This window comes from Sphingomonas sp. TREG-RG-20F-R18-01 (assembly GCF_022662475.1).
Lineage (GTDB): Bacteria > Pseudomonadota > Alphaproteobacteria > Sphingomonadales > Sphingomonadaceae > Sphingomonas.
Genome location: NZ_JAKNQQ010000005.1, coordinates 105,748 through 126,803 on the forward strand (window position 1 = coordinate 105,748; position 21,056 = coordinate 126,803).

At 67.0% G+C, this 21,056-nt stretch carries 28 protein-coding genes; 11 read left to right on the forward strand and 17 right to left on the reverse strand.

Features of this window, described 5'->3' with window-relative positions:
* Nucleotides 1-236 precede the first annotated feature (236 nt).
* Both L8K25_RS14505 and L8K25_RS14510 read left to right on the forward strand, forming a co-directional pair.
* Nucleotides 237-1,283 (forward strand): LacI family DNA-binding transcriptional regulator, encoded by a 1,047-nt coding sequence (locus L8K25_RS14505; protein ID WP_242139699.1) that lies wholly within the window; start codon nt 237-239, stop codon nt 1,281-1,283.
* Nucleotides 1,284-1,734: 451 nt separating this feature from the next.
* On the forward strand, nt 1,735-4,398 hold the full coding sequence (locus tag L8K25_RS14510) for a TonB-dependent receptor (RefSeq protein ID WP_242139700.1): 2,664 nt from the start codon (nt 1,735-1,737) through the stop codon (nt 4,396-4,398).
* 205 nt (nt 4,399-4,603) lie between these two features.
* Here L8K25_RS14510 and L8K25_RS14515 read toward each other — a convergent pair whose 3' ends face one another.
* The 7 genes from L8K25_RS14515 to L8K25_RS14545 all read right to left on the reverse strand — a co-directional run bounded on the left by L8K25_RS14515 (nt 4,604) and on the right by L8K25_RS14545 (nt 9,350).
* Complete coding sequence (locus tag L8K25_RS14515) at nt 4,604-5,281, reverse strand: response regulator transcription factor (protein ID WP_242139701.1); 678 nt, start codon at nt 5,279-5,281, stop codon at nt 4,604-4,606.
* Nucleotides 5,282-5,386: 105 nt separating this feature from the next.
* The gene (locus tag L8K25_RS14520; RefSeq protein WP_242139702.1) at nt 5,387-5,761 is read right to left on the reverse strand and encodes a hypothetical protein; all 375 of its coding nucleotides are present in this window, start codon (nt 5,759-5,761) and stop codon (nt 5,387-5,389) included.
* A 96-nt stretch (nt 5,762-5,857) separates the two neighbouring features.
* On the reverse strand, nt 5,858-6,277 hold the full coding sequence (locus L8K25_RS14525; protein WP_242139703.1) for a hypothetical protein: 420 nt from the start codon (nt 6,275-6,277) through the stop codon (nt 5,858-5,860).
* 109 nt (nt 6,278-6,386) lie between these two features.
* Nucleotides 6,387-7,157, reverse strand: a complete 771-nt coding sequence (gene flgH, locus L8K25_RS14530) for a flagellar basal body L-ring protein FlgH (protein WP_242139704.1) — start codon at nt 7,155-7,157, stop codon at nt 6,387-6,389.
* A 185-nt stretch (nt 7,158-7,342) separates the two neighbouring features.
* Nucleotides 7,343-7,807 (reverse strand): flagellar basal body P-ring formation chaperone FlgA, encoded by a 465-nt coding sequence (gene flgA, locus L8K25_RS14535; RefSeq protein WP_242139705.1) that lies wholly within the window; start codon nt 7,805-7,807, stop codon nt 7,343-7,345.
* Complete coding sequence (gene flgG, locus L8K25_RS14540) at nt 7,804-8,586, reverse strand: flagellar basal-body rod protein FlgG (RefSeq protein WP_242139706.1); 783 nt, start codon at nt 8,584-8,586, stop codon at nt 7,804-7,806. The genes flgA and flgG overlap by 4 nt, the downstream gene beginning before the upstream one ends.
* A 23-nt stretch (nt 8,587-8,609) precedes the next feature.
* On the reverse strand, nt 8,610-9,350 hold the full coding sequence (locus tag L8K25_RS14545) for a flagellar hook basal-body protein (RefSeq protein WP_242139917.1): 741 nt from the start codon (nt 9,348-9,350) through the stop codon (nt 8,610-8,612).
* A 122-nt stretch (nt 9,351-9,472) separates the two neighbouring features.
* Here L8K25_RS14545 and L8K25_RS14550 point away from each other — a divergent pair, with 122 nt between their 5' ends.
* From L8K25_RS14550 to L8K25_RS14565, 4 genes are read left to right on the forward strand one after another with little or no spacing between them, the layout of a single operon-like run.
* Nucleotides 9,473-10,027, forward strand: a complete 555-nt coding sequence (locus L8K25_RS14550; protein ID WP_242139707.1) for a flagellar basal body-associated FliL family protein — start codon at nt 9,473-9,475, stop codon at nt 10,025-10,027.
* A complete protein-coding gene (gene fliM, locus L8K25_RS14555) occupies nt 10,024-11,040 on the forward strand; it encodes a flagellar motor switch protein FliM (RefSeq protein WP_242139708.1) in 1,017 nt (338 codons plus the stop codon). The genes L8K25_RS14550 and fliM overlap by 4 nt, the downstream gene beginning before the upstream one ends.
* On the forward strand, nt 11,037-11,390 hold the full coding sequence (locus L8K25_RS14560; RefSeq protein WP_242139709.1) for a hypothetical protein: 354 nt from the start codon (nt 11,037-11,039) through the stop codon (nt 11,388-11,390). The genes fliM and L8K25_RS14560 overlap by 4 nt, the downstream gene beginning before the upstream one ends.
* Nucleotides 11,391-11,392: 2 nt before the next feature.
* The gene (locus L8K25_RS14565; RefSeq protein WP_242139918.1) at nt 11,393-11,899 is read left to right on the forward strand and encodes a hypothetical protein; all 507 of its coding nucleotides are present in this window, start codon (nt 11,393-11,395) and stop codon (nt 11,897-11,899) included.
* Here L8K25_RS14565 and L8K25_RS14570 read toward each other — a convergent pair.
* A complete protein-coding gene (locus L8K25_RS14570) occupies nt 11,880-12,305 on the reverse strand; it encodes a hypothetical protein (protein WP_242139710.1) in 426 nt (141 codons plus the stop codon). The genes L8K25_RS14565 and L8K25_RS14570 overlap by 20 nt on opposite strands.
* 82 nt (nt 12,306-12,387) lie before the next feature.
* Here L8K25_RS14570 and L8K25_RS14575 point away from each other — a divergent pair, with 82 nt between their 5' ends.
* Complete coding sequence (locus L8K25_RS14575; RefSeq protein ID WP_242139711.1) at nt 12,388-12,630, forward strand: hypothetical protein; 243 nt, start codon at nt 12,388-12,390, stop codon at nt 12,628-12,630.
* Nucleotides 12,627-14,402, forward strand: coding sequence for an endoglucanase (locus tag L8K25_RS14580; RefSeq protein WP_242139712.1), 1,776 nt, complete (start codon nt 12,627-12,629; stop codon nt 14,400-14,402). The genes L8K25_RS14575 and L8K25_RS14580 overlap by 4 nt, the downstream gene beginning before the upstream one ends.
* A gap of 9 nt (nt 14,403-14,411) precedes the next feature.
* Here L8K25_RS14580 and flhB read toward each other — a convergent pair whose 3' ends face one another.
* Genes flhB through flgC form a run of 5 tightly spaced genes read right to left on the reverse strand, consistent with a single transcriptional unit; the run spans nt 14,412 to nt 17,256 of the window.
* A complete protein-coding gene (gene flhB, locus L8K25_RS14585; protein ID WP_242139713.1) occupies nt 14,412-15,476 on the reverse strand; it encodes a flagellar biosynthesis protein FlhB in 1,065 nt (354 codons plus the stop codon).
* A gap of 3 nt (nt 15,477-15,479) precedes the next feature.
* Nucleotides 15,480-16,238 (reverse strand): flagellar biosynthetic protein FliR, encoded by a 759-nt coding sequence (locus L8K25_RS14590; RefSeq protein WP_242139714.1) that lies wholly within the window; start codon nt 16,236-16,238, stop codon nt 15,480-15,482.
* A gap of 6 nt (nt 16,239-16,244) precedes the next feature.
* Nucleotides 16,245-16,508: a flagellar biosynthetic protein FliQ gene (locus L8K25_RS14595; RefSeq protein WP_242139715.1), complete on the reverse strand. Its 264-nt coding sequence runs from the start codon at nt 16,506-16,508 to the stop codon at nt 16,245-16,247.
* Entirely contained in the window at nt 16,508-16,837 is a 330-nt protein-coding gene (locus L8K25_RS14600; protein WP_242139716.1) for a flagellar hook-basal body complex protein FliE, read from the reverse strand. The genes L8K25_RS14595 and L8K25_RS14600 overlap by 1 nt, the downstream gene beginning before the upstream one ends.
* Nucleotides 16,838-16,848: 11 nt before the next feature.
* A complete protein-coding gene (gene flgC, locus L8K25_RS14605) occupies nt 16,849-17,256 on the reverse strand; it encodes a flagellar basal body rod protein FlgC (protein WP_242139717.1) in 408 nt (135 codons plus the stop codon).
* A 129-nt stretch (nt 17,257-17,385) separates the two neighbouring features.
* On the opposite strand from flgC, the gene L8K25_RS14610 reads away from it, so the two are divergent.
* Genes L8K25_RS14610 through fliP form a run of 3 tightly spaced genes read left to right on the forward strand, consistent with a single transcriptional unit; the run spans nt 17,386 to nt 18,675 of the window.
* A complete protein-coding gene (locus L8K25_RS14610) occupies nt 17,386-17,625 on the forward strand; it encodes a FliM/FliN family flagellar motor switch protein (protein WP_242139718.1) in 240 nt (79 codons plus the stop codon).
* Nucleotides 17,622-17,954 (forward strand): flagellar biosynthetic protein FliO, encoded by a 333-nt coding sequence (locus L8K25_RS14615; RefSeq protein WP_242139719.1) that lies wholly within the window; start codon nt 17,622-17,624, stop codon nt 17,952-17,954. The genes L8K25_RS14610 and L8K25_RS14615 overlap by 4 nt, the downstream gene beginning before the upstream one ends.
* Nucleotides 17,947-18,675 carry a flagellar type III secretion system pore protein FliP gene (fliP, locus tag L8K25_RS14620; protein WP_242139720.1) on the forward strand — a complete coding sequence of 243 codons (729 nt, stop codon included), beginning with the start codon at nt 17,947-17,949 and terminating at the stop codon, nt 18,673-18,675. Before L8K25_RS14615 ends, fliP begins: the two co-directional genes overlap by 8 nt.
* A gap of 76 nt (nt 18,676-18,751) precedes the next feature.
* On the opposite strand, the gene L8K25_RS14625 is transcribed toward fliP, so the two are convergent.
* Genes L8K25_RS14625 through L8K25_RS14640 form a run of 4 tightly spaced genes read right to left on the reverse strand, consistent with a single transcriptional unit; the run spans nt 18,752 to nt 21,054 of the window.
* A complete protein-coding gene (locus L8K25_RS14625) occupies nt 18,752-19,363 on the reverse strand; it encodes a PilZ domain-containing protein (protein ID WP_242139721.1) in 612 nt (203 codons plus the stop codon).
* A gap of 19 nt (nt 19,364-19,382) precedes the next feature.
* The gene (locus L8K25_RS14630; protein ID WP_242139722.1) at nt 19,383-19,826 is read right to left on the reverse strand and encodes a hypothetical protein; all 444 of its coding nucleotides are present in this window, start codon (nt 19,824-19,826) and stop codon (nt 19,383-19,385) included.
* A 2-nt stretch (nt 19,827-19,828) separates the two neighbouring features.
* Nucleotides 19,829-20,686, reverse strand: coding sequence for a flagellar motor protein MotB (locus L8K25_RS14635; protein ID WP_242139723.1), 858 nt, complete (start codon nt 20,684-20,686; stop codon nt 19,829-19,831).
* Nucleotides 20,686-21,054 (reverse strand): hypothetical protein, encoded by a 369-nt coding sequence (locus L8K25_RS14640; RefSeq protein ID WP_242139724.1) that lies wholly within the window; start codon nt 21,052-21,054, stop codon nt 20,686-20,688. The genes L8K25_RS14635 and L8K25_RS14640 overlap by 1 nt, the downstream gene beginning before the upstream one ends.
* Nucleotides 21,055-21,056: the final 2 nt, after the last annotated feature.

The window sequence follows — 21,056 nt, forward strand, 5'->3', positions numbered from 1 at the left end:
TCCTGTTCCGCGACCCCCCTGAGCCACGGCTGGTTGCCGACCGTCTTGGTCAGCTTACCCTGTTGGTAGCGATAGCATCTTGTCTTACGTTGTCAATTACGATTTGTGTCGCATCAATGCAGGATCGCAAACCGTCGGCCGGGCCGCGCGTTGATGGTGACGCGCTGCGAAGCAAGGCGATACGGAATGCTACCGTTGTCAGCCCCGACCGCGTCTGTGATATCGAGCAAGCCGCCTTGGAGGACCGTTTCCTGTCTCGTGAAATCAAACGCACCACGATCGTCGATGTCGGCCGCCAGGCGGGCGTCTCGACGAAAACCGTGTCGCGCGTCTTCAACGATGAACCCCATGTCAGCGAGGCGATCAAAGACCGCGTCCGCGCCGCCGCCGCCGCGCTCAACTATCATCCCAACGTCTTCGCCCAGTCGCTGGTGCGACGTCGGTCGCACCTGATCGGGCTGGTCTATGAAAAGCCTAGCGCGAGCTATGTCGTGGAACTGCAGATGGGCGTGCTCGACCGCCTGCAAGGCGAACGCTATCGCCTGATCGTCATCCCGATCCAGTCGGCGCAGGACAATGCATCCGAGATCGTCGGGTTGCTGCGCGCCGCCGCGCTCGACGGAGTCGTGTTGGCGCCACCGGCATCGGATCATCCGCTGATCCTCGCGCAGCTCGAGGCGGCGGGGATCCGGTACGCGCGAATCGCGCCGTCGCGCCAGCTCGAGCTCGGGTCGTCGACCCTGCTGGATGACGTCGCCGGCGCGCAGGCCGTCGCGGCGCACGTGCTGTCGCTCGGCCACCGCGACATCGGCATCGTCAAAGGCGATCCAACCCATGCCGCGACCGATGCACGGCTGATCGGGTACGGCCAAGCCTTCCGCGATGCCGGCTGCCAGTTGCAGCTCGACCGGATCGAGACGGGACTGTTCACCTTCGATGGCGGCTATGCGGCCGCCCGTCGCTTGCTCGAGCGGAGCGATCGACCGACGGCGATCCTCGCACAAAATGATGAGATGGCGGTGGGCATCATGCTCGCCGCCCGGGAACTCGGACTATCGATCCCGGAGGATCTGTCGATCGCGGGGTTCGACGATGCCGAGGTTTCCCGCATTGCGTGGCCGCGCCTCACGACGGTGCGACAGCCCGTTTTCGAAATGGCGGTCGCCGCGACGGACATGCTGATCGCGGATCTGGAAAGTCGCGCGGGCGAACGGCACACGCATCACAGCAACAGCCTGCTGGTCCGCGATTCCACCGCGGCCTTGCGGCCTGACCCATCCTGACCACTTCGCCGTGCGAAGCGGTATCCGGGCTGCCCGACCCTAGCGTAGCGGACTGTGACACTTGGGCAACGCGCGCGTATCTTCGTACATGAACGCGGATTCATACGACGCTGCTTTCTGTGCAGGCGGGCAGTACGTCTGCTCTTGACGCCACCCTTGCCAACCTAAGATTAGTCGCCAACGAATGAACAGTAGGCAGATCTGGAGACTAGGTAACAATACACTGCTCATCATGTGGGGCCATAACCCCTTCTATGCCTTGCCCTACTTAACCTTACACGCGTCGATACCTGGATTGGCGTTCCAACATCAACCCGACATTATAAAATGACGCCAATATGACGCAGCTGTATTTTTTCAGTGACATTGGCTGTAACATTGCTGACCAAATTGGGTTGTAGCGGCCGCTGGACCGGAATGAGAAAATTCTCGAGGTTCAGGGGAAATCACAATGACTGTTCGATCGGGCCTCCGCCTGCAGCTGCTCATGGGCGGCGCATTGCTGGCTATCACTGCCGCGCCCGCCGTGGCACAGACCGCGCCGACCGGCGACTCCGCGCAGACGACGGCCGCCGGCGACGTCGCGCCGACTGCAGACGCGGCGACCGCGCCGTCTGACCAGCAAGGTCTGGGCGATATCGTCGTTACCGCGACTCGCCGCGAAACCAACCTGCAGAAGACGCCGATCTCGATCAGCGTGCTGAGCAGCCAGGGCATCACGGATCGTCACGTCCAGAGCCTGTTCAACCTCGCCGACGGCTCGATCCCGTCGCTCCGCGTCGCGACCTTCGAGGCGCGCCAGTCGGCGCTGACGATCGGTATCCGCGGCATCGTCCCCTACGATCAGAACCAGACTGCGCGTGATGGCGGCGTCGGCGTCTACATCGACGGCGTCGCGCTCGGGAAGACCCAGGGCCTCAACGCCGCGTTGTTCGACATCGAGCGCATCGAAGTCCTCAAGGGCCCGCAGGGCACGCTGTTCGGTCGCAACACCGAAGGCGGCGCGCTGTCGCTCGTCTCGAAGGCGCCGACCGGCATCCTCGGCGGTCGCGTTACCGCGGGCGTCGGCAACTATGGCAGCCACAACGCCGACCTGCATCTCGACCTGCCGAGCTTCTACAACATCTCACTCAAGTTCGACGGCGTCTACCAGCACCAGGATCCGACCGTGAAGGACCCGCTCACGGGGTCGACCGGCTGGAACTATTACGACCGCAAGGGCGGCCGCGCCGCCGCGCGCTGGCAGCCGATCGACGGCTTCACGGCAGACTTCGCCTATGACTATGCGAAGGACGAGAACACCCCGCAGTACAGCCAGCTGGTCAACTACAACCCGGGCAACCTGCCGGTCGGTACGTTCAATTCGGCGGGTGCGCTCCAGCTCAACGGCGTCGCCTGTGGCGGCACCATCACCCCGGTGCAGGCTGCAGCAGGACGTCCGATCTGCATCGCTCCGAAAGCACCGCTCGTCGGCGTTCATCCCGACCGCCAGACCGTCGCCGACGTCGGCGTCCCGCAGCAGCCCAGCGTCGACATCACGCACGGTTTCTCGGCCAACCTGAAGTACAAGCTCGCCCCCTGGATCGAGCTGCGCTCGATCACCGCATGGCGCAGCGTCAGCACCGATCAGTGGGACAACTCCGGCGGACCGGAGCGCAGCACCTTCGCGCCGTTCGTGCCCAACACCGCCAACCCGACCGCGATCAACACGACCGGTACGTTCAGCCGCTACAGCCTGTCGTTCCTGCGCCAGCATCAGTTCAGCCAGGAAGTCCAGGCGGTCGGCAGCATCCCGCAGTTCGATTATGTCGTCGGCGGCTATTACTACACCGAGCAGGCGTCCGAATATGCCGCGACGCCGCTGAGCAACCAGTGGAACGGCGATGGCACCGCCTACACCGTGCGTTCGCCGATCCCGGGCAATTCGACCGCGATCAGCGGCGCGAACTCGGGCTATCAGCAGTATGATCCGTCGTGCAACAACGGGCTGGCGGCGACCGCTCCGCAATTCCGGAACAGCTGCCAGTTCATCACCCGCGCCAGCGCGGCGACGGACCACAACTATTCGGTATTCGGCAACCTGACCTTCACCCCGGAAGCGCTTGGCAACGTGGTGCACATCACGGCCGGCGGTCGCTGGACGAAGGATGATCGTCACGGCCTGCTCTATGTCGTCAACAACCGGACCGATCTGAACCCGGTCACCACGGTCGCCAACAGCACCGCGACGCCGTTCACGTTCAAGAACAACATCAGCCGGTTCGATCCGATGATCAACATCGCGTTCGATGCGACCCCGGACGTCCACCTCTACGCAAAGTATGCAACGGGCTTCCGTGCCGGTGGTGCGAACGATCGTTCGCTCCAGTTCAACGCCTTCGGTCCTGAAGCGGTCAAGTCCTACGAAATCGGCGCGAAGATGGACTTCCTCCAGCACCGCGCGCGCCTGAACCTCGCCGGCTACATCATGGACCGCAAGAACACGCAGTTCGACTTCGACTATTTCGATACGAATGGTTCGAGCGTCACCAACGGCAGCCACATCGAGCAGACCGTCAATGCCGGCAACAGCAAGATCCGCGGTATCGAAGCCGATCTGACGGTGAAGCCGTTCCCGGAACTGACGCTGACCGGTTCCTATGCCTACACCTACTGGAAGGCGCCGTCGGCGATCAGCCCGCTGGGTGGTGGCCTGCAGCAGCTGTACATCGTCTACACGCCTAACAATGCGGCATCGGGCGCGATCGACTATGTCACCCCGATCCACATCGCCGATGCAAGCGTCCGCCTGCATCTCGACGGCAACTATGCGAGCAGCCAGTACAGCTTCCAGCTCGAGCCGACCAAGACCGATGCGAGCTTCGTAATGAACGGCCGCCTCGCGCTCGCCGACATCTCGGTGAATGACCATAACAAGGTCACCGTCTCGGTCTGGGCTCGCAACCTGCTCGACACGACGTACATCTACCGTCGCTCGGCAGCGAACTCGACGCCGGTCCAGAACATCGGTGCCAACGGCCAGCTGGTCTCGACCAACTACGGCGGCATCCTTGGCGACTATGCCAACTTCAACCCGCCGCGCACGTGGGGCCTGGAGCTTTCGGCAAAGTTCTGATCTTCCAGATCAGACGGTGATCCTGACGGACCCGGCCCGAGCATCCCGCTCGGGCCGGGTTTTTCACGTGCCCCCTCGAAGCATCGCCATTGCGCGCAGTCAGCGCACGGCATCCCCGCACCGCAATCTGCCGCCGCGCAGCCGCGCGATCGCATCGACCAGCGTGCGGCCATCGCGGGCCGTCAATCGATCGCGCGCGCGGCGCTCATCCCTGATCGACGAGCATGTAGCCGACCCCGCGAATCGTGACGATCGGATCGCGCTCGCCCGCCGCGCACACCTGCGCGCGGACCCGTCGGATATAGGATTCGACGATGTTGGTGGCGGGCTCGACATCATAGTTCCACACCGTCCTGTAGAACATCTGCCGGGTAACGACGCCGTTCTTGTTGCGGATCAATTCGCACAGCATCTGGAATTCGAGCTTGGGCAGGCTGAGCACGCGGGTGCCGCGGACCGCACGATGCTTGACCTCGTTCACCTCGATATCGCCGGCCCGCATCAGCCCGCTTTCGCTCGCGCGCGTGGTCCGTCGCAGGATCGCCTTGATCCGTGCCTCGATCTCCACCGGTGCGGCGGGCTTGACCAGATAATCGTCCGCGCCCGCGTCGAGCCCGGCCACGCGCTGATCCAGATCGCCAAGCGCGGTCAGCATGACGATCGGCACGCTCACCCCGCGCTCGCGCAGGACCTTTGCCACCGTGAACCCGTCGACATGCGGCAACATCACGTCGAGCAGGATCGCGTCGAATCTGTCGTCCGTCGCGCGCAGCAATGCGACCCGCCCATCTTCCGCGACGACGCAGTCGTGCCCGAGATCGGCCAGATCGCTGACCAGCGACCGTGCTGCGCGGGCATCATCCTCGACGATCAGAAGACGCATAGTCGGTGGTTCCCTGACGCTGAATCGCGTCAGAGCCATCGCCTGTTCGATCGCCAGTTACAATGCATTGTCGCCCGCACGCCGGGTCGGCGCCGATGCCCGCATTCAGCCGTCGAAACCGCGCGCGGCCAGTCCCACCGCTGCCGGTACGGGGGCGCCGGGCAACCCCGGGATGGCGTCGACCCAGAAATCGTCGGCCTGGCATCCGGGGACCGGGTTGGCGCGCAACACCTCGGCCGGATCGCAGAGAACGGCGAGACAGTCCGCGAGCGATGGAGCATTGGGGGGACCAATCGTCTCGTGGACCATCTCGTCGGTCGTTTCGGCATCGGCAAGCAGGCGTGCCCGCGCCGCCGACCACAGGGCCATGCCGTCTTCCAGTACGAACGTTAGCGTGACGCGGAACTGGGGCTGGGGACCGACGCCGAAGTCAGTACCGTTCCGCATGCCGGTGAACGTTTTGGCGTCAAAGGAATACATCGGACATCCCACCGTAACTGGCCGTTGAACGACAGTGGCAACATAATCTTATCTGTTATACTTGCGAATATAGCATAAACACCATGGTTCGTTTGACTATTGCAACGCGTAATCCCGCAGCGCCCCCGGATCCGCGCGCCCATGCGCCAGGATCAGGCACAGTTCGGCGAACAGGCGGTCCCACAGGGTGCACGGAATCGACAGCGGTTGCCGCGACTGGCTGGTATCGATCTCGATCCGGCTGACCGGATCGACCGCGAGGCGCAGGGTTGCACTCCACATGCCGAAGATCTGCTCGTCGGGCAGCACGTCCGGCACGGCGAGCCGCGCCGAAAGGAGAAACCCCCACAACACTTCGGCGCCGTACAGGTCCAGCGTGGCGTGCGGTTGGCCCGGGGCGTCCGGGCGCTGCATGACGACGCGCGTACCGGCGGGATGCCGCTCCGCTCGCAGGCGCAAGCGCAGGCCCAGCGCATCGATGATCTCGCGGACCCTGGGAAGACCATCGTGTTGCATAGGACTATCTTAAGCCACCACCGCCGTAATCGGACGCGCCACACCGGTAAAATGGCAATGCCCCGGGAATCCTGATCGCGCGCCCACGCGCCCGACGCGGTTCGGCGGGTCAGAACGGGAAAAGCGCGTCGTAGATCTGTTGCCCCCAGCGCGCCTGTTGCGCATCCGACAATTGCCCGCGCCCGCCATAGCTGATGCGCGCCTCCGCAATCTGCGAGTGGAGGACCGAATTGTCGCGCGCGATGTCCTGCGGCCGGACGATGCCGGTCACGATCAGTTCGCGCAGTTCGTTGTTGACGCGCACTTCCTGTCGCCCGCGCACGGTGAGATTACCGTTGGGCAGAACGTCGGTGACGATCGCGGACATCGTCATGTTGACCGTTTCCGACCGGCTGATCTTGCCGCCCCCCGCCGATTGCGACTTGGAACTGGTGCTGGCGAGGTTGGTCGGATCGATGCTCTTGGGGAGCAGCTTCTGCAGCCCAAGCAGACTGCCGACACTGGCGTTTTCGGAGCCGGTACGGTCCCGCGTGGTGTTGTTCCCGACCTCGGCCTTGTCGGCGATATTGATGCGAATCGTCAGGATGTCGCCGATCCGGGTGGCGCGCTGATCCGCGAGAAAAGCTGCGGCACCGGCGCGGAACAGCGATGCGGTGACGGGCCCCGGTGCGGTGCCGGGGCCGGATCCGAACATCCCCGGAGTGCGGGCCTCGCGGCGTAGCGTGGCACCAGCCTGGCCAAGCGAAGGCTCGACCGCGACGTTGGCGGTGGTCTCCGCCGGCGACATCTTCGGGGCCTTGCCGATCGTCTGTAATCGACCGACCGCGCCGCACCCCGACAGCAGCAGCGCGCCGCTCGCCAGTACAAAAATGGTCTTCATTGCATATGTCCCCTGTCAGAATGCCCGAAACGCGGCGTTAATCCCGCCACCCCGGCGAAGGCCGGGGCTCCATCGCGCTGGTTGTGGTAGCGAAGCGCGGGTCTCAGCCTTCAACCGTACTTCTCTTGGGCCCCGGCCTTCGCCGGGGTGGTGGTCTGTATGGAACGCCCCTGCTCGCACGCGCTTTACGGCCCGACCAGCACCAGTCCGCTCGCCGCCGCGACGCCGTCCAGCGTGCGGGCGGTCGAGGCGGCTACGACGCGGACCGGCTCGCCCGAGCCTGCGCTCGCGAGCGCGCGGCCGCTGGTGGTGATCAGCAGCCCGCGACTGCGATAGGCGATCAGCACGGGCTCGCCGCGCCGGACCAGCCGGGGCGTCACCACGTCGGTGATCCGCACGACGCTTCCCGGTGCGAGCCCGCGGCTCGCTTCCTTGCCGTTCGCGTCGACGGGCTGAAGCGCGCCTCGGGCTTGGCCAAGCGCACGGTCTTCGTAGGTAAAGTCCCCGGCGGACAGGATAGCCCCCTGCGCGACCGGATGCGCGAGCACCGCGACCGACACCATCGCCGGCCGCACCGCCGGAACCACGCCCTGCGCCGCCAGCGGGCTTGCGACCGCGCCGAGCAGGAGAACCGCGATCCGCGCACTCATCGCAGCTGGCTCGTCGTCGCGAGCATTTCATCGGCGGTCTTCACCACGCGGCTGTTCATCTCATAGGCGCGCTGCGCGGTGATCAGCGCGGTGATCTCGGACACTGGATTCACGTTGGACGCCTCGATGAACCCTTGCGACAGCGTACCGAACCCCGGCTCGCCGGGATTGGCCAAGGTGGGCTGGCCCGAGGCGCCGGTCGCGAGGAACAGGTTGCCGCCCTGTGCCTCCAGCCCGCCTTCGTTGACAAAGGTGGCCAACTGCAATTGTCCGACCGTCTGCAGATCCGCCTGTCCGGCGAGCTTGACCTGTACCAGCCCGGTCTTGGAAATGCTGACGTCGACCGCTTCGGGCGGGATCGTGATTCCCGGTTCGACCGCCAGGCCGTCGGCCGTGACGAGCTGGCCCTGATCCGAAAGCTGCAAGGATCCGTCGCGCGTGTAGCCGGTCTCGCCCGACGGCAGTGTCACCGCAAAATAGCCGCGCCCCTGGATCGCAACGTCATAGCGATTGTCGGTCTGTGTCAGCGCGCCCTGCGTCGCGATGCGATAGACCCCGCCGGTCTTGACGCCCGCGCCGATCTGGATCCCGGTCGGCACGCGATTGTCGCCGCCCGCCGCGGCCCCGGGACGCGAGACCTGCTCGTACAGCAGGTCCTGAAACTCGGCGCGCTGCCGCTTGAACGCGGTCGTGTTCATGTTGGCGATATTGTTCGAAATGACGTCGACGTTGGTCTGCTGCGCCAGCATGCCGGTGCCCGCAATCGATAAGGAACGCATCTTGGGTCTCCTGGAAAAAGGGATCAGCCAAAGTGGCCGAGCTTGTCGATCGCGGTCTTGCGCATGTCGCCCAGCGCCTCGGTCATCTTCATGCTGGTCTGATAGGCGCGCAGGATCTCGACCATGTTGGTCGTCTCGACGATCGGCTGGACGTTGGAGCCCTCGACCCCACCGCTGCGCAGTTTCGTTTCTGCCGCGCTCGAGCCGCGCCCGCCGGTCGCGGTGAACAGCCCGTCGCCGCGCGGATCGACCCCTGCTTCGTCGCCGAAGACAGTGACCTCGATCCGGCCGAGCGCGCCGGTCGTTCCCGTGACGGTGCCATCCGCACGGATGCTGAGCTTGCCGATGTCCTCGGGTGGCACCGCGATCGGCTGGCCACCCTCCCCGTGTACCGCCAGGCCGCCGGCCGTCACCAGGGTCCCGTCGTCCGCGACCTTCAAATAGCCGGCGCGCGTATAGGCGACGCTGCCATCCGGCGCGTCGACCGCCAGATATCCCGGGCCGTCGATCATCACGTCGATCGGATTGCCGGTCGGCTGGAACCCGCCCGCCGCGGAATCGTGCGTCGCGCCCTGGTCGAGCACCAGCGACGTGGTCGGCACCGGACTTTGCGGGTCACCCGTCTTCTCGACATATTCGCGAAACACGGGGTCTTCGCGCTTGAACCCGGCGGTCGAAACGTTCGCGAGATTGTTCGCGGCAACGTCGAGCCTGCGCCGCAGCGCCTGCTCGTGGCTCAGCAATACATAGGAGGATATGTCCACCCGGTCGGTCCTCACGAAAATCGCTTTTTGTGGCCGCTAGGCAAAATCTGCCCGGCTGCTCTCCTATAATAGGCGGGAATTGCCGGTGCGGTCGCACGCACGGCGCCGCAGGGGACGCAAGGATGAGCGAACAGCAGACGGACACCGACGCCAGCGGAGGCACCACCCCTTCCGATGGCGACGCGGCCCCCGTCCCTGCCAAGAAGAGCAAGAAACTGATCCTGCTCGGCGGGATCGGGGCGGTGCTGCTGCTTGGCACCGGTGGCGGCGCCTGGATGCTGCTGGGCGGAAGTGGCAAGGCCCCGGCGCCGCAAGAGGCGGCCGCCGATGCGCCCAAGGATGACAAGGGCGGCGGAGAAGCCGGCAAGGAAGGCGAGCATTTCGTCGACGTGCCCGCGATGGTCGTCAACCTGCGCAGCGCGGACGGCGCCGCGCGCTTCCTCAAGGTGCATCTGATGCTGGTGCCCGGCACGAAGATGACGCCCGAGCAGATCACCGCCAAACTGCCGCTGTTGCTCGATGCCTATCAGCCGTTCCTGCGGGAGCTCCGGCCCGACGACCTTGCCGGCTCCGCGGCCGTCTATCGCGTCAAGGAAGAGATGCTGGTGCGGGCGCACCAGACGCTCGGCGACGGCGCGGTGAAGGACGTGCTCATCCAGGACCTGATTCAGCAATGAGTATCGAACTCGAGGATTTCGACCTGCCCGAACCGCCGGTCGCGCTGTTCAACGGCGATGCGACGCTTGGCCAGGCCGATATCGATGCGCTGTTCGGTGACATCGGCGCGCCGGTCGACCCCAAGCAGGGCCTGCGCGCAGTCATCGAGTCCGACGTCATCAGCCATGAGCGGCTGCCGATGCTGGAGGTGGTGTTCGATCGAATGGTGCGGATCTTCGCGACGTCGATGCGCAACCTGACCTCGGACGCGATCGACGTCAGTCTCGAGGAGGTCAATTCGGTCCGCTTCGGCGACTTCCTGAGCCGCGTGGCCCTTCCCGCGATGATCGGCGTGTTCCGGATCGAGGAATGGGAGAATTACGGCCTGGTGACGGTGGATTCCGGGCTGATCTATTCGGTGGTCGACGCGTTGCTCGGCGGGCGGCGGGGCGGGGCGACCGTGCTGATCGACGGACGCGGGTTCACCACGATCGAAAGCGACCTGGTCGGACGCATGCTCCGCACGGTCCTGGCCGACATGAGCAGCGCGCTTGCGCCGATCACGCCCAATACGATGGCACTGGAGCGGATCGAGACGAGCACGCGCTTCGCGACAATCGCCGGGTCGACCAATATCTGCGCGGTCGCGACGTTCCGGGTCGATATGGACGACCGCGGTGGACGGTTCAGCATCCTTCTCCCCTATGCCACGATCGAACCGGTCAAGCATTTGCTGGGCCAACGGTTCATGGGCGAAAAGCTGGGGCGGGACGGCATCTGGGAACCGCACATGACCGCGGAGGTGCGCAAGACCACCGTCAGCCTGGACGTCGTGCTGGGCGAGCGCCTGCTTGCGCTCGAGACCGTGCGCGACTTCGCGGTCGGGCAGACCATTCCGCTCCACCGCGGACCGGACGATCCGCTCGACCTGCAATGCGGCGGCGTCACGCTTGGCCGCGCGCAGATCGGGCAGCGCTCCAACAACATCGCCGTCCGCATGATGACCGACATAGCCAGGGGACCCAAGCCATGACTTTCGCCACCATCGCCAACCTCCTGACGACGATCCTGTGCGTCGCGGTGCTGGTGCAGAGCCAGCGGGTCAAGCGCGCGCTGGATACGATCCGGCACGGCGAGCTCGGCCAGGTCGTCGCCGCGCTCGACCAGTCGACGCTTCAGGCGCGGATCGTGCTGTCGGAACTGAAGGGCACCCTGTCCTACGGCAGCGGGCAGGCGGCCGCCGCGGTCGAGGGCAAGGCCGTGCTCGACGAATTGCGGATGATGATCGACATCGCCGATGCCACGGCGGAACGCCTCGTTACCGCAGCCGCCGCGGGGCGCCAGGGCGACCTGGCCGATCTGGTCGAGGAGGCAGCGCTGTGAAGATGCGGATTTCGTTGCTGACGCTGACCACCGGCATGGCGGGCATCGCCGCGGTCGGCAATGCGGTCGCGGTCGCCTCACCGGCCGAACCGACCCCTGACAGTCGACTGGGGCTGTCGGTTCAGCAGGACATGGCGGTCCGGGACCGGCAGTCCGCCAGCCGCCAGCAGGCGATGGACCTGCGGGAACAGGCGGTTCGCGCCAGCGCTGCACGGATCAAGGCGGAGCTGGAGGCGAGCCGCGCCGCGCCGCCGGCGGGGCCGCAGGGCGGATCCGCGGACACGACGCACGATACCTTTTCCGATCTCGCCAGCATCTATCAGGCGATGAAGCCGGCCAAGGCGGCGGTGGTGTTCGAACAGCTCGACCTCGACGTACAGGTCAAGGTTGCGCGCAAGATGCGCGAGCGGTCGACCGGCATGATCCTCGCGGGTATGTCGCCAAAGGGCGCGGCCCGCCTCACGATGGCGCTGGCGCGCGAACCCCGCGCTACGATTGCTGCGCGCTGACGTCGAGGATCAGCACCTGGCGGACCTTGGGGTCGGCCGTCCGCGCCGCGTCGGTCAACATGCGGGACAGCAATGCCGCATCGACCGGCGCGCGCGCGGAGGCGTGAAGCCGGGCAAACTCCAGCCCGGCCGACAAAGCGGCGGCGCGCAACACCGGCACCCGCCCCGCTGCCCCCGCCCCCTGGGCCGGATCGGCATAGTCGAGCGCGGCCTGGACCCGCAGGGTTCCAGCGAACCGCCCGCCATCGAGGATCGGGACGCGCAAGGGCGCGACCGGAACGGCGAGCCCCGCAGCGGCTTCCCCGCCCGCCGTGACGCCGGCAGCCCCCCCGGCGGCCCAGGCGGGAATCGATGCGGTCACGAGCAGGGTCAGCGCCACCATGACCGGGCGCCAGGGATGCACCATCGCAGATCTCCATCGGTCCGCCCCAACCGCGGCGCGACACCGCCTCTATAATAGAGGCGACGGACAGCAGGCGGATTGCGCGATGAGCCACGATCAGAAACCGGCGCGGGTCCGCGTCGTCACCGCGGCGTCCCGGCCGACCACCAAGGGAGGAAACGGGGCAGCCGCCACAGCGGCGACCGAGGCTCGGCAGGACGCTGCTGGAACCGGATCCGCAAGCGTGGCCAGGCCGCGCGGCGCGGCGGGAATATCGCTGATGCTGTGCATCCTGTTCGTCGCTGCGGCGGGCCTCGGCGGCGCACTTGCCGCGGTGATGCTGCCGTGATCCGGTCGCGCCACGGCTTGCTCGCCCTCTCGGTCGCGCTGATCGGTACGGCACCGGCGCCAGGGACCGGGCCAACCGACCCGTCCCCGCCCGTTGTGCCGCGCACCGCCCCCCTTGCCGCCGTCCTCGCCGAGCAAGCGCTGCCTGCGCGCGATGGCCGCTGGCCGCGGATCCCGGACGCCATCGCATGGACCGCGATCGCCCGATCGACCCCCGACACCCGCCAGGCTGCGCGCTGGACCCTGGCGCAAAGCCTGATCGCGCAGGAGCGGATGGCCGATGCGTCGGGCGTGCTCGACACGATGGTGGGCGATGATCCCGCCCTCGCTCTGACGGCGGCCTGGCAGCTTGCCTACGGGGTCGTGCTGGCAGCGCTGAACCATCCGCATGAGGCCCTGCAGGCGCTCGGCATGCCGGCCCTGGCCGATCATCCGGAAGCCTGTGCCTGGCGGGAACGCGCAGCCGCCGCGATCGGGGATACCGTCGCTGCCGCGCGTTCCATGCGCTGCGCCCTGCCCGCCATTTCCGGGCGCAGCGGGAGCAGTCGGCGCGCCTTCCTGTTGAGCTTCGCCGATGTCGCGCTTGCAACCGGGCATCCCGTCGACGTGCGGACGATGCTTGCCCCGCTCGGCGAGCACGATCCCGCCGCCAATATGCGCCGGGCTCGCATGCTGTTGACGCAGGGCGACCATGCTGGCGCCCGGCTGCTGCTGCAACGCGTCGGGATCAGCGGGACGCCGGAACTGCGCGCGGAGGCGGCGGTCGCCTTGCTGGACGACCGTTTCGCGGCGGGCGAAATGACGCCGGACGCAGCCGTGCATGCGCTGGACGGCCTGTCGTTCTGGCGCGGCGGCATGGTCGAACGCCGCGCCCTTGCGCTGCGGTGGCGGATCGCCGAGGCGAAGCATGATCCACGCGCCGCGCTGGCCGCGGGCGCGACGTTGTTCCGCTACTTCAACCTGGGGGACCAGACCGCATCGACCTTGCTTCGCCTGCAGGGGCATTTGCGCACGCTGGTCGACGCCAATGGAGCCCCGATCGGCGCGGCGGCCGGGCTGTTCTGGGACTATCGCGATCTGCTGCCTGGCGGCGGCGAGGGCGAAACGATTGCAGCCCGGCTGGCCGATCGCCTGGCGGCGGCCGGCCTCTATGGCCGGGCGGCGGACCTGCTGCGGTTTCTCCTGGAACGCCGCCCGGCCGACGCCGCGACCGGTCCATTGTCGGTCCGCGTCGCCGAACTGGATCTCCTGGCCGATGCGCCGGATCGCGCGATTCAGACGCTGCGCGCCGGCAGTGCGATCCCCTTTCCCGCCGACATTCAGATCCGGCGTCGCACGATCGAAGCCGCGGCGCTGTATCGTCTCGGCAAGACGGACGAAGCGCTGGCACTGCTCGATGGCAGCCCCGGCGACAGGGATCTGCGCAGCGAAATCCTGTGGCAAAGACACGACTGGACCGGTTTTGCGACAGGCAATGCGGCCGACCTGCCCGGCCCGGGCGCGCTGACCGACGCAAACCAGGCGCGTGTCCTGCGCCAGGCCGTCGCGCTCTCGCGGACCGGCAATCGCACCGCGCTGGCCGGGTTGCGCAGGCGCTATGCGCGCAGCTTCGCGGTACTGACCACGCGCGACGCGTTCGACTTCCTGACTGCGCCCGCAGCCACGCTCGATCCCGCCAAGGCCGACAAGGCCTTCGCCAAGCTTGCACTGCTGGATGCGCCGATGCCGCTTGCCGGGCTTGCAACCGGCCCGGCACGCGCCGCGCGCAACTAGCGTACCGCCTCAGCGGCGCGCGCGCGCCAGCCGCAGGACATAGCCGATCACCTCCGCCACGGCGGCATAATGTTCGACCGGGATCGGGCGATCGATCTCGGCACTCGCGTAAAGCGCGCGCGCCAGCGGCCGGTTCTCGACCAGCGGGACTCCCGCGGCGGTCGCGACTTCCCGGATCTTGAGCGCAATGGCATCGGTGCCCTTCGCCACCACGATCGGGGCGGATCCCCGGTTGTGATCATATTTCAGCGCAACCGCAAAATGCGTGGGATTGGTAATGACGACGCTGGCATCGGGCACCGCCGCCATCATCCGGCGGCGGGCGCGCTGCATCCCGATCTGGCGGATCTTCGCCTTGATCTTGGGGTCGCCCTCCTGCTGCTTGTGCTCGTCCTTTATCTCCTGCAACGACATGCGCATCTTGGCGAGCCAGGTACGGCGCTGATAGACGAAGTCGAACAGCGCGATCGCGCCGACCAGGATCGCGACCGATCGCACCAACTGCGCGACCACACCGCCGGCAACCGTGCCGATCGCGATCGGGGCGAGGCCGACCAGCGTCTCGAAGCCCCCGACGAACGGTCGCAGCGCCAGCCCGGCAATCGTACCCACGCCGATCAGCTTCGCCAGCGTCTTGGCGAACTCGACCAGCGCCCGCATGCCGAACAGCCGCTTGGCCCCGGCGATCGGGGACAGTTTCGACCATCTCGGTGCGATCCTTGACCAGATCACCATCGGACGGGCCTGCAAGACGCCGCCAAGCAGCGCGCATCCGATCAAACTGGCAAACAGCGGCAGCAGCGTCGCCCCGATCACGCCGCACAGGCTGCGGATCAGCGCATGCGTGCCGACCGGCCCGAGCGGAACCGCCTCGGCATTCCCCCACAGCCGCGCCAGCGCGGTGCCGAGCCGGGCGAAGGCGATCGTCCCGACGCTGCCGGTGGCGATCAACATGCCGACGAAGCCGAAGGCGTGCCGCACCTCGGGCGATTGCGCGACGTCCCCTTTGGCGCGCGCATCGTCGAGGCGTTTGTCGGTCGGGCCGTGAGTCTTCTGGTCCTTGTCCCCCGCCACGGATCAGCTCCAGCCGCTTTGCATCCACTGCGCCATCGCAGCGGCAAAAGCGGTCAGCATCGCCCCGCTGGTGCTGGCGGCAATCCCGAGACCGAGCAGCAGGTTGAGCGGTTGGGCAATGAAGAACAGCTGGATCGTCGGCGCGACCCGCGCGGCGAGCCCCAGCGCCATGTTGAAGACGATCCCGTAGACGATCAGCGGCGCCGCCAGCGACACCCCAAGCGTCATCGTCTCCCCTGCGACCCGTACTGCCAGCGTCGCGAAATCGGCGGCGGGCAGGACCGACCCGACCGGAAACGCGGCATAGGACCGCACCAGTCCGTCGATCCACAGGTGGTGCACGCCCGAAGCCATGCAGACGACCGCGGCGGCGATGGCGAAGAAGCGCGACAGCTCGGGTGCCGTGCTGCTTTGCGCAGGATCGAACAACACCGCGGAGGACAGGCCCACCTGCAGGCTGATGATCGACCCGGCGATCGAGATCGCAAGAAACATCATCCGGATCACCAGCCCGAGCGCGAGCCCCGTTCCAAGTTCGGCGGCGATCACGCCGGCAAGCGTGGCATCGCTGCGCGTGGCAAGCGGAAGGACCGTCGGCGACAACAGCCCCCACAGTCCCAGCGTCATCCCCCCCGCCGCCAGCAGCCGGATCCGCGGCGGTATCGCATCTTCCGAAAAAACCGGGAGCAGCATCAACACCGCCCCGACCCGGGCAAAGAGGATCAGGAATGCGGTCGCATCCAGCGGCAGCCGGTCGAACATCCGCGTTCAGCCGTGCGCGACGTGGTCGGCGATGACGCGCATGAAATCGTTGAGCGCGGTCCCGATCATCGGCAGGGACAATAGCAGCATCGCCCCCATGGCGATCAGCTTGGGCACGAAGGTAAGCGTCTGTTCCTGGATCTGGGTCAACGCCTGCAGCAACCCGATCGCGAGCCCGGTGACGAGCGCGGCGCCCAGCAGCGGCCCGGCTACGGTGAGGATCAGGACCAGCGCGGCGCGCGTGATCTCCATGGCGGCGGCGGCGTCCATCAGATCTGCATGCGCATGATGTCGGAATAGGCACCGACGACCCGGTCCCGCACCGCCACCATCGTATCGAGCGCGGATTCGGCGGCACCGATCGCGGTCACCACATCGATCAGGTCGCCCTTGCCCGCGATTTGCTTGGCCGATGCCGTCTCGGCCGCGCGCAAGCCATTGCCCGCGTCGCCGACCAGCTGCGACACCATCGCCCCGAACCCGCCGGTGGCATCCGGCTGCTCGGTTCCCGCCAGCGGGCCGGCGGAAGCGCCGCCGAACGATGTAACGCCGGCAGCGCGGCCATAGGCGTTGGCCGCGTCAAGGGCCCCGATGGACATCAGCATGTTCCTTATTTGAGCAGGTCGATCGTGCGCAGCGTCATGGTGCGGCTCGCCTCGATCGCGTTGAGATTGGCTTCGTAGGACCGCTGCGCCGCCTTCATGTCGGCCATTTCGACCAGACCGTTGACGTTGGGCGTCAGCACATATCCGCGTGCGTCGGCGGCGGGGTTGCCCGGCTGGTAGACGCGCTGGAAATCCGATCGGTCGGTGGCGACGCCACCCACCTTTACGGTCGTGGCGCCGCTCGCACGGTCGACCTCCGCCTTGAACGTCGGGATGCGGCGTCGGTAGGGGGCACCCCCCGGGGTCGTCGCGACCGAGCTCTGGTTCGCAAGGTTTTCGGCGATGATCCGCATCCGCAGCGATTGCGCGCGCAGACCGGATGCCGATACCGATACCGTACTGTCCTGGCCCATGCCGACCGTATCCCGACGCGAGGCAGGCAAGGATTGCCGCCCCCGACCCTCTTATAGGCAAGATTTTCCGGGTCGGGTCCGGGTCGGCTGAAATTCGCTCCTATAAGTCTGGACGAAAGGGGCTGCTGCATGTCCGTTCTGGAAACCGTACCCGTCGAGGTGTCGATCGTGCTCGGCGCGGTGCGCCTGCCGATCCGCCAGGTGTTGAAAATGAGCCGCGGCGCGACGATCGCGTTCGATTGCGGGCATGAAGATCCCTCGTGCATCTATGCCAATGGCACACTCGTCGCGAAGGGCCGGATCCAGGTCACCGGGGAGCGCATGGCGATCGAAGTCACCGAAGTCGTACCGCGCGGGGTTGCGGCATGACGATCCTCGCGCTGATGCGCATGCTCGGCGCGCTGGCGCTGGTACTCGGCGGGCTCGCGGGCGCCTTGTGGGCGGTGCGGCGTTTCGATCTCACCTTGCCCGGACGGATCGGCACGGCGTCCCGGCCGGAACGTCGCCTCGCCCTGGTCGAGCGACTGACCGTCGATCCCCGTCGTAGCCTGGTGCTGGTGCGTCGCGATGGACGCGAGCATCTGCTGCTGATCGCGCCCGAGGGGCATGTCGTGATCGACGCGTTCGACGCAGCGACCTTTTCCGGCATGGTCGACCGGCATGTCGCCGCGGCCCCGGCGGAGACGGCCGATGCATAAGCGTCTCTTGCTGGCCGCTGCGACCGGGCTGATCCTGGTTCCCACGCACGCCTTCGCGCAGGCAACGCTGACGCTGGGCGGCGGCGGCGCGACGAGCGGCAAGACGATCGGCCTGGTCGCGATGCTGACCGTGCTGAGCCTTGCGCCCGGCATCCTGATGACGATCACCTCCTTCACCCGGATCGTCGTCGCGCTGTCGCTGCTGCGCAGCGGGCTTGGCGCGCAGGGCGTCCCGCCCAATCCGGTGATCATCAGCCTCGCGCTGTTCCTGTCGCTGTTCGTGATGACGCCGACCTTCGAAGCCGCGTGGCAAGCGGGGGTAAAACCCTATACCGAGGGTAAGATGAGCGAGACGGTCGCGTTCGAGCGAACCGCCCAGCCGTTCCGGGTCTTCATGCTGGCGCAGGTCCGCGACGACGACGTCGCCTTGTTCAATGGCCTGTCCCGCGCGCCCGCGGCACGCCGCGCCGACGTGCCGCTGACGACGCTCGTCCCCGCCTTCATGATTTCCGAACTGCGTCGCGCGTTCGAGATCGGGTTCCTGTTGCTGTTGCCCTTCCTCGTCATCGACCTGGCGGTTTCGGCCGTGCTGATGGCGATGGGGATGATGATGCTGCCGCCGGCAACCGTCGCGCTGCCGTGCAAGATCATCTTCTTCGTGCTGGTCGACGGCTGGGCACTCGTGGCGGGCTCGCTGGTTCGCAGCTTCGCGACGCGGTGACTGCCGGTCCCGACAGACGTCCCGTCCTCCTTACGCGCACACAGCATTCCCCGCCCGGGCATCGCCCGGCCGCAAGTCACCCGCGGGCGGAGAACCGTGTCGCGCCGTCCTGCGACCAGGCGGACAACGTCACGAACGGGATCGGCTCGGGGAAGAACAACCCGACCGCATCGGGTCTGGACCATCGCACCACTGCCGCGACATGACCCAGCCCGGCCGCTTCGAGCCGAACGCTGGTGTCGCGCGCCAGATCTCCCGCGCCGCCGACACACGCACCGCGTTGGCCGATATCGAGCAGGCGTGCCGCATGCGGATGCCCCGCGACGCGCAGGATCGCCTGGCAATCCGCTTCGAGGCGGGGGCTGCGCTGCTTGAAGCGACCCTGTCCCGAATGGCCGAGCAGCGTGTCGCGCTCGACCGGTTCGGAAAAGGCGACACCAGCGGTATTGCCCGACACCCAGGCGACCGTACCCGGTACCAGCGTCGTCCCCCGCAATTCCACCGATACCGGATCCCCGACCGCCAACGGCGCGCGGATTTCGATCTTCGCGCCCCCCTGCGACAGATTGCGGATGCGGCACACCGTGTCCCCCAGCGGTGCGACGATACGACCCAGCAGCAACGTGGTGACCAGCCGGTCATCCCGCGCCTTGCGACGATCGCCCGGCAGCGTTTGTGGGTCGCTCATCCAAATATCCTCGTGGCTATCATGCAGGAACGGCCTGCGTCACCGCTACTCGCCGTACAACGCCACGGCCGAATGCTTCGGTCGCGGCATCCAGCGTCACGCGACGAAACATATCTATGTTCGGTAGCGCGCCATCGCGGCCGGCGGCAAGCGGAATACGATAGGTCCGCATGTTGATGGCGTGTTGCAGATAGGGCAGCCGCGTCGTCACCCGCGCGGCCTCTGAAGTCGGTACCTCGAGCTGCTCCTCGAACGCCGCATAACCCGACAGGCGCCCGTCGGGCAGGACGAGCGGCGCGGTCATCCGCGGCAGCGGGACGAGCGTCGTCTCGACCTCCTTGGCGACGGTCGCCCTGGCCGATGCCGCGGGCGGACCGAACGCGTAGCGCGCGCCCAGGCCACTGGCCGCACCGACGATTGCGCCCAGCAGCAGGACGACGACCGGAAGAAGACGCTTGGCCATCGTCAGAACTTGAAGCTGGCATCGGTCGGCAGGGTCGGCTTCTCCCCCTTGACGATGATCGTGATGCGACGATTCTCGGCGCGGTCGGGCTGGTCGGGATAGACCGGCTCGCTCGCCGCCTTCGCGATGACGCCCGCGATCCGATCCGGAGTCAGCCCGCCTGCTAGCAGCACGGCGCGTGCCGCCAGCGCGCGTTCGCCCGACAGGCGCCAGTTCGCCTCGTCCTCGCCGCCCGCGCCGTCGGTATGCCCCTCGATCGTCAGCCGCGCATCGGACTTCGCAAGCCTGGCCGCGATGGTTGCCATCCGGTCGCGCGCAAAGGCGTTGAGCCGCGCCGTACCGGCCTGGAACATCGGCCGGTTGGCGGTATCCATCAGGGTAATGCGCAGGGTTTCCCCCTCCGCGTCGACCTTGCTCGCGACCGTGGCTGCGCTCGGTGGTCCGCTATCCAGCGCGACGCGCAGCTCCTGCGCGAGCACCCGCAGCGAGGCGTCGGGCACGTTGGCGGTGCCACCGCGCGACACGCCCCTGGTTTGCGCGTCCATCGCCGGCACCCCGTGCGCCTTGGTGGCGTCCGCATCCATCTTGCGCGAATAGCCGCCGTTGCCGGGCCGCTCGCCCGGGCTTTCGCCAAAGCCCGAGGCCGACGTGCTGGGTGGCGAGGGCGAGAAATATTCGGCAAGCCCCTTCAGGCGTTGCTTGTCCGGATTGCTGATCAGCCACAGCAGCATGAAGAACGCCATCATCGCTGTCACGAAGTCGGCATAGGCGACCTTCCACGCACCGCCATGATGCCCGGCTGCCGACTTCTTGATCTTGCGGATGACGATCGGGCGGGCATTCGGGGCATGGCTCGCCATCAGGCTGCTCCTCCACCGGCTGCGGCAACGACCGGAGCGGGACTGACGCCGGCGACCGCGACCCACAGCCGTTCCTGAACGCAGCCGAGCCGGACCGGCGCAATCGCCGCGTGCAGGTCGGCGCCCTGCGCCAACCGCTCGAGGACCGCGGCATTCTCCTCGGTCGACTGGACGATCATGTCGAACGCCTGCAGATGTTCGACATAGCGTTCGACGAAATAGGCATCCTCCACGAGCGTCTCGGCAAGCGCCTCGACCCGCTCGCGCACGCGGCGCAATTCGTTGGCGATCGCGGCATGCAGCGGTGCATGCGGGACCAGCGGGGATGCGGCAGCGGTGCGGACGTCAACGGCAGCGGGAAATGTCATCG

Coding starts and splice junctions, on each gene's coding strand:
- L8K25_RS14510 (WP_242139700.1), top strand. CDS start 1,735: ATGACTGTTCGATCGGGCCTCCGCCTGCAGCTGCTCATGGGCGGCGCA.
- L8K25_RS14515 (WP_242139701.1), bottom strand. CDS start 5,281: ATGCGTCTTCTGATCGTCGAGGATGATGCCCGCGCAGCACGGTCGCTG.
- L8K25_RS14520 (WP_242139702.1), bottom strand. CDS start 5,761: ATGTATTCCTTTGACGCCAAAACGTTCACCGGCATGCGGAACGGTACT.
- L8K25_RS14525 (WP_242139703.1), bottom strand. CDS start 6,277: ATGCAACACGATGGTCTTCCCAGGGTCCGCGAGATCATCGATGCGCTG.
- flgH (WP_242139704.1), bottom strand. CDS start 7,157: ATGAAGACCATTTTTGTACTGGCGAGCGGCGCGCTGCTGCTGTCGGGG.
- flgA (WP_242139705.1), bottom strand. CDS start 7,807: ATGAGTGCGCGGATCGCGGTTCTCCTGCTCGGCGCGGTCGCAAGCCCG.
- flgG (WP_242139706.1), bottom strand. CDS start 8,586: ATGCGTTCCTTATCGATTGCGGGCACCGGCATGCTGGCGCAGCAGACC.
- L8K25_RS14550 (WP_242139707.1), top strand. CDS start 9,473: ATGAGCGAACAGCAGACGGACACCGACGCCAGCGGAGGCACCACCCCT.
- fliM (WP_242139708.1), top strand. CDS start 10,024: ATGAGTATCGAACTCGAGGATTTCGACCTGCCCGAACCGCCGGTCGCG.
- L8K25_RS14560 (WP_242139709.1), top strand. CDS start 11,037: ATGACTTTCGCCACCATCGCCAACCTCCTGACGACGATCCTGTGCGTC.
- L8K25_RS14565 (WP_242139918.1), top strand. CDS start 11,393: ATGCGGATTTCGTTGCTGACGCTGACCACCGGCATGGCGGGCATCGCC.
- L8K25_RS14570 (WP_242139710.1), bottom strand. CDS start 12,305: ATGGTGCATCCCTGGCGCCCGGTCATGGTGGCGCTGACCCTGCTCGTG.
- L8K25_RS14575 (WP_242139711.1), top strand. CDS start 12,388: ATGAGCCACGATCAGAAACCGGCGCGGGTCCGCGTCGTCACCGCGGCG.
- L8K25_RS14590 (WP_242139714.1), bottom strand. CDS start 16,238: ATGTTCGACCGGCTGCCGCTGGATGCGACCGCATTCCTGATCCTCTTT.
- L8K25_RS14595 (WP_242139715.1), bottom strand. CDS start 16,508: ATGGACGCCGCCGCCGCCATGGAGATCACGCGCGCCGCGCTGGTCCTG.
- L8K25_RS14600 (WP_242139716.1), bottom strand. CDS start 16,837: ATGTCCATCGGGGCCCTTGACGCGGCCAACGCCTATGGCCGCGCTGCC.
- flgC (WP_242139717.1), bottom strand. CDS start 17,256: ATGGGCCAGGACAGTACGGTATCGGTATCGGCATCCGGTCTGCGCGCG.
- L8K25_RS14610 (WP_242139718.1), top strand. CDS start 17,386: ATGTCCGTTCTGGAAACCGTACCCGTCGAGGTGTCGATCGTGCTCGGC.
- L8K25_RS14615 (WP_242139719.1), top strand. CDS start 17,622: ATGACGATCCTCGCGCTGATGCGCATGCTCGGCGCGCTGGCGCTGGTA.
- fliP (WP_242139720.1), top strand. CDS start 17,947: ATGCATAAGCGTCTCTTGCTGGCCGCTGCGACCGGGCTGATCCTGGTT.
- L8K25_RS14625 (WP_242139721.1), bottom strand. CDS start 19,363: ATGAGCGACCCACAAACGCTGCCGGGCGATCGTCGCAAGGCGCGGGAT.
- L8K25_RS14630 (WP_242139722.1), bottom strand. CDS start 19,826: ATGGCCAAGCGTCTTCTTCCGGTCGTCGTCCTGCTGCTGGGCGCAATC.
- L8K25_RS14635 (WP_242139723.1), bottom strand. CDS start 20,686: ATGGCGAGCCATGCCCCGAATGCCCGCCCGATCGTCATCCGCAAGATC.
- L8K25_RS14640 (WP_242139724.1), bottom strand. CDS start 21,054: ATGACATTTCCCGCTGCCGTTGACGTCCGCACCGCTGCCGCATCCCCG.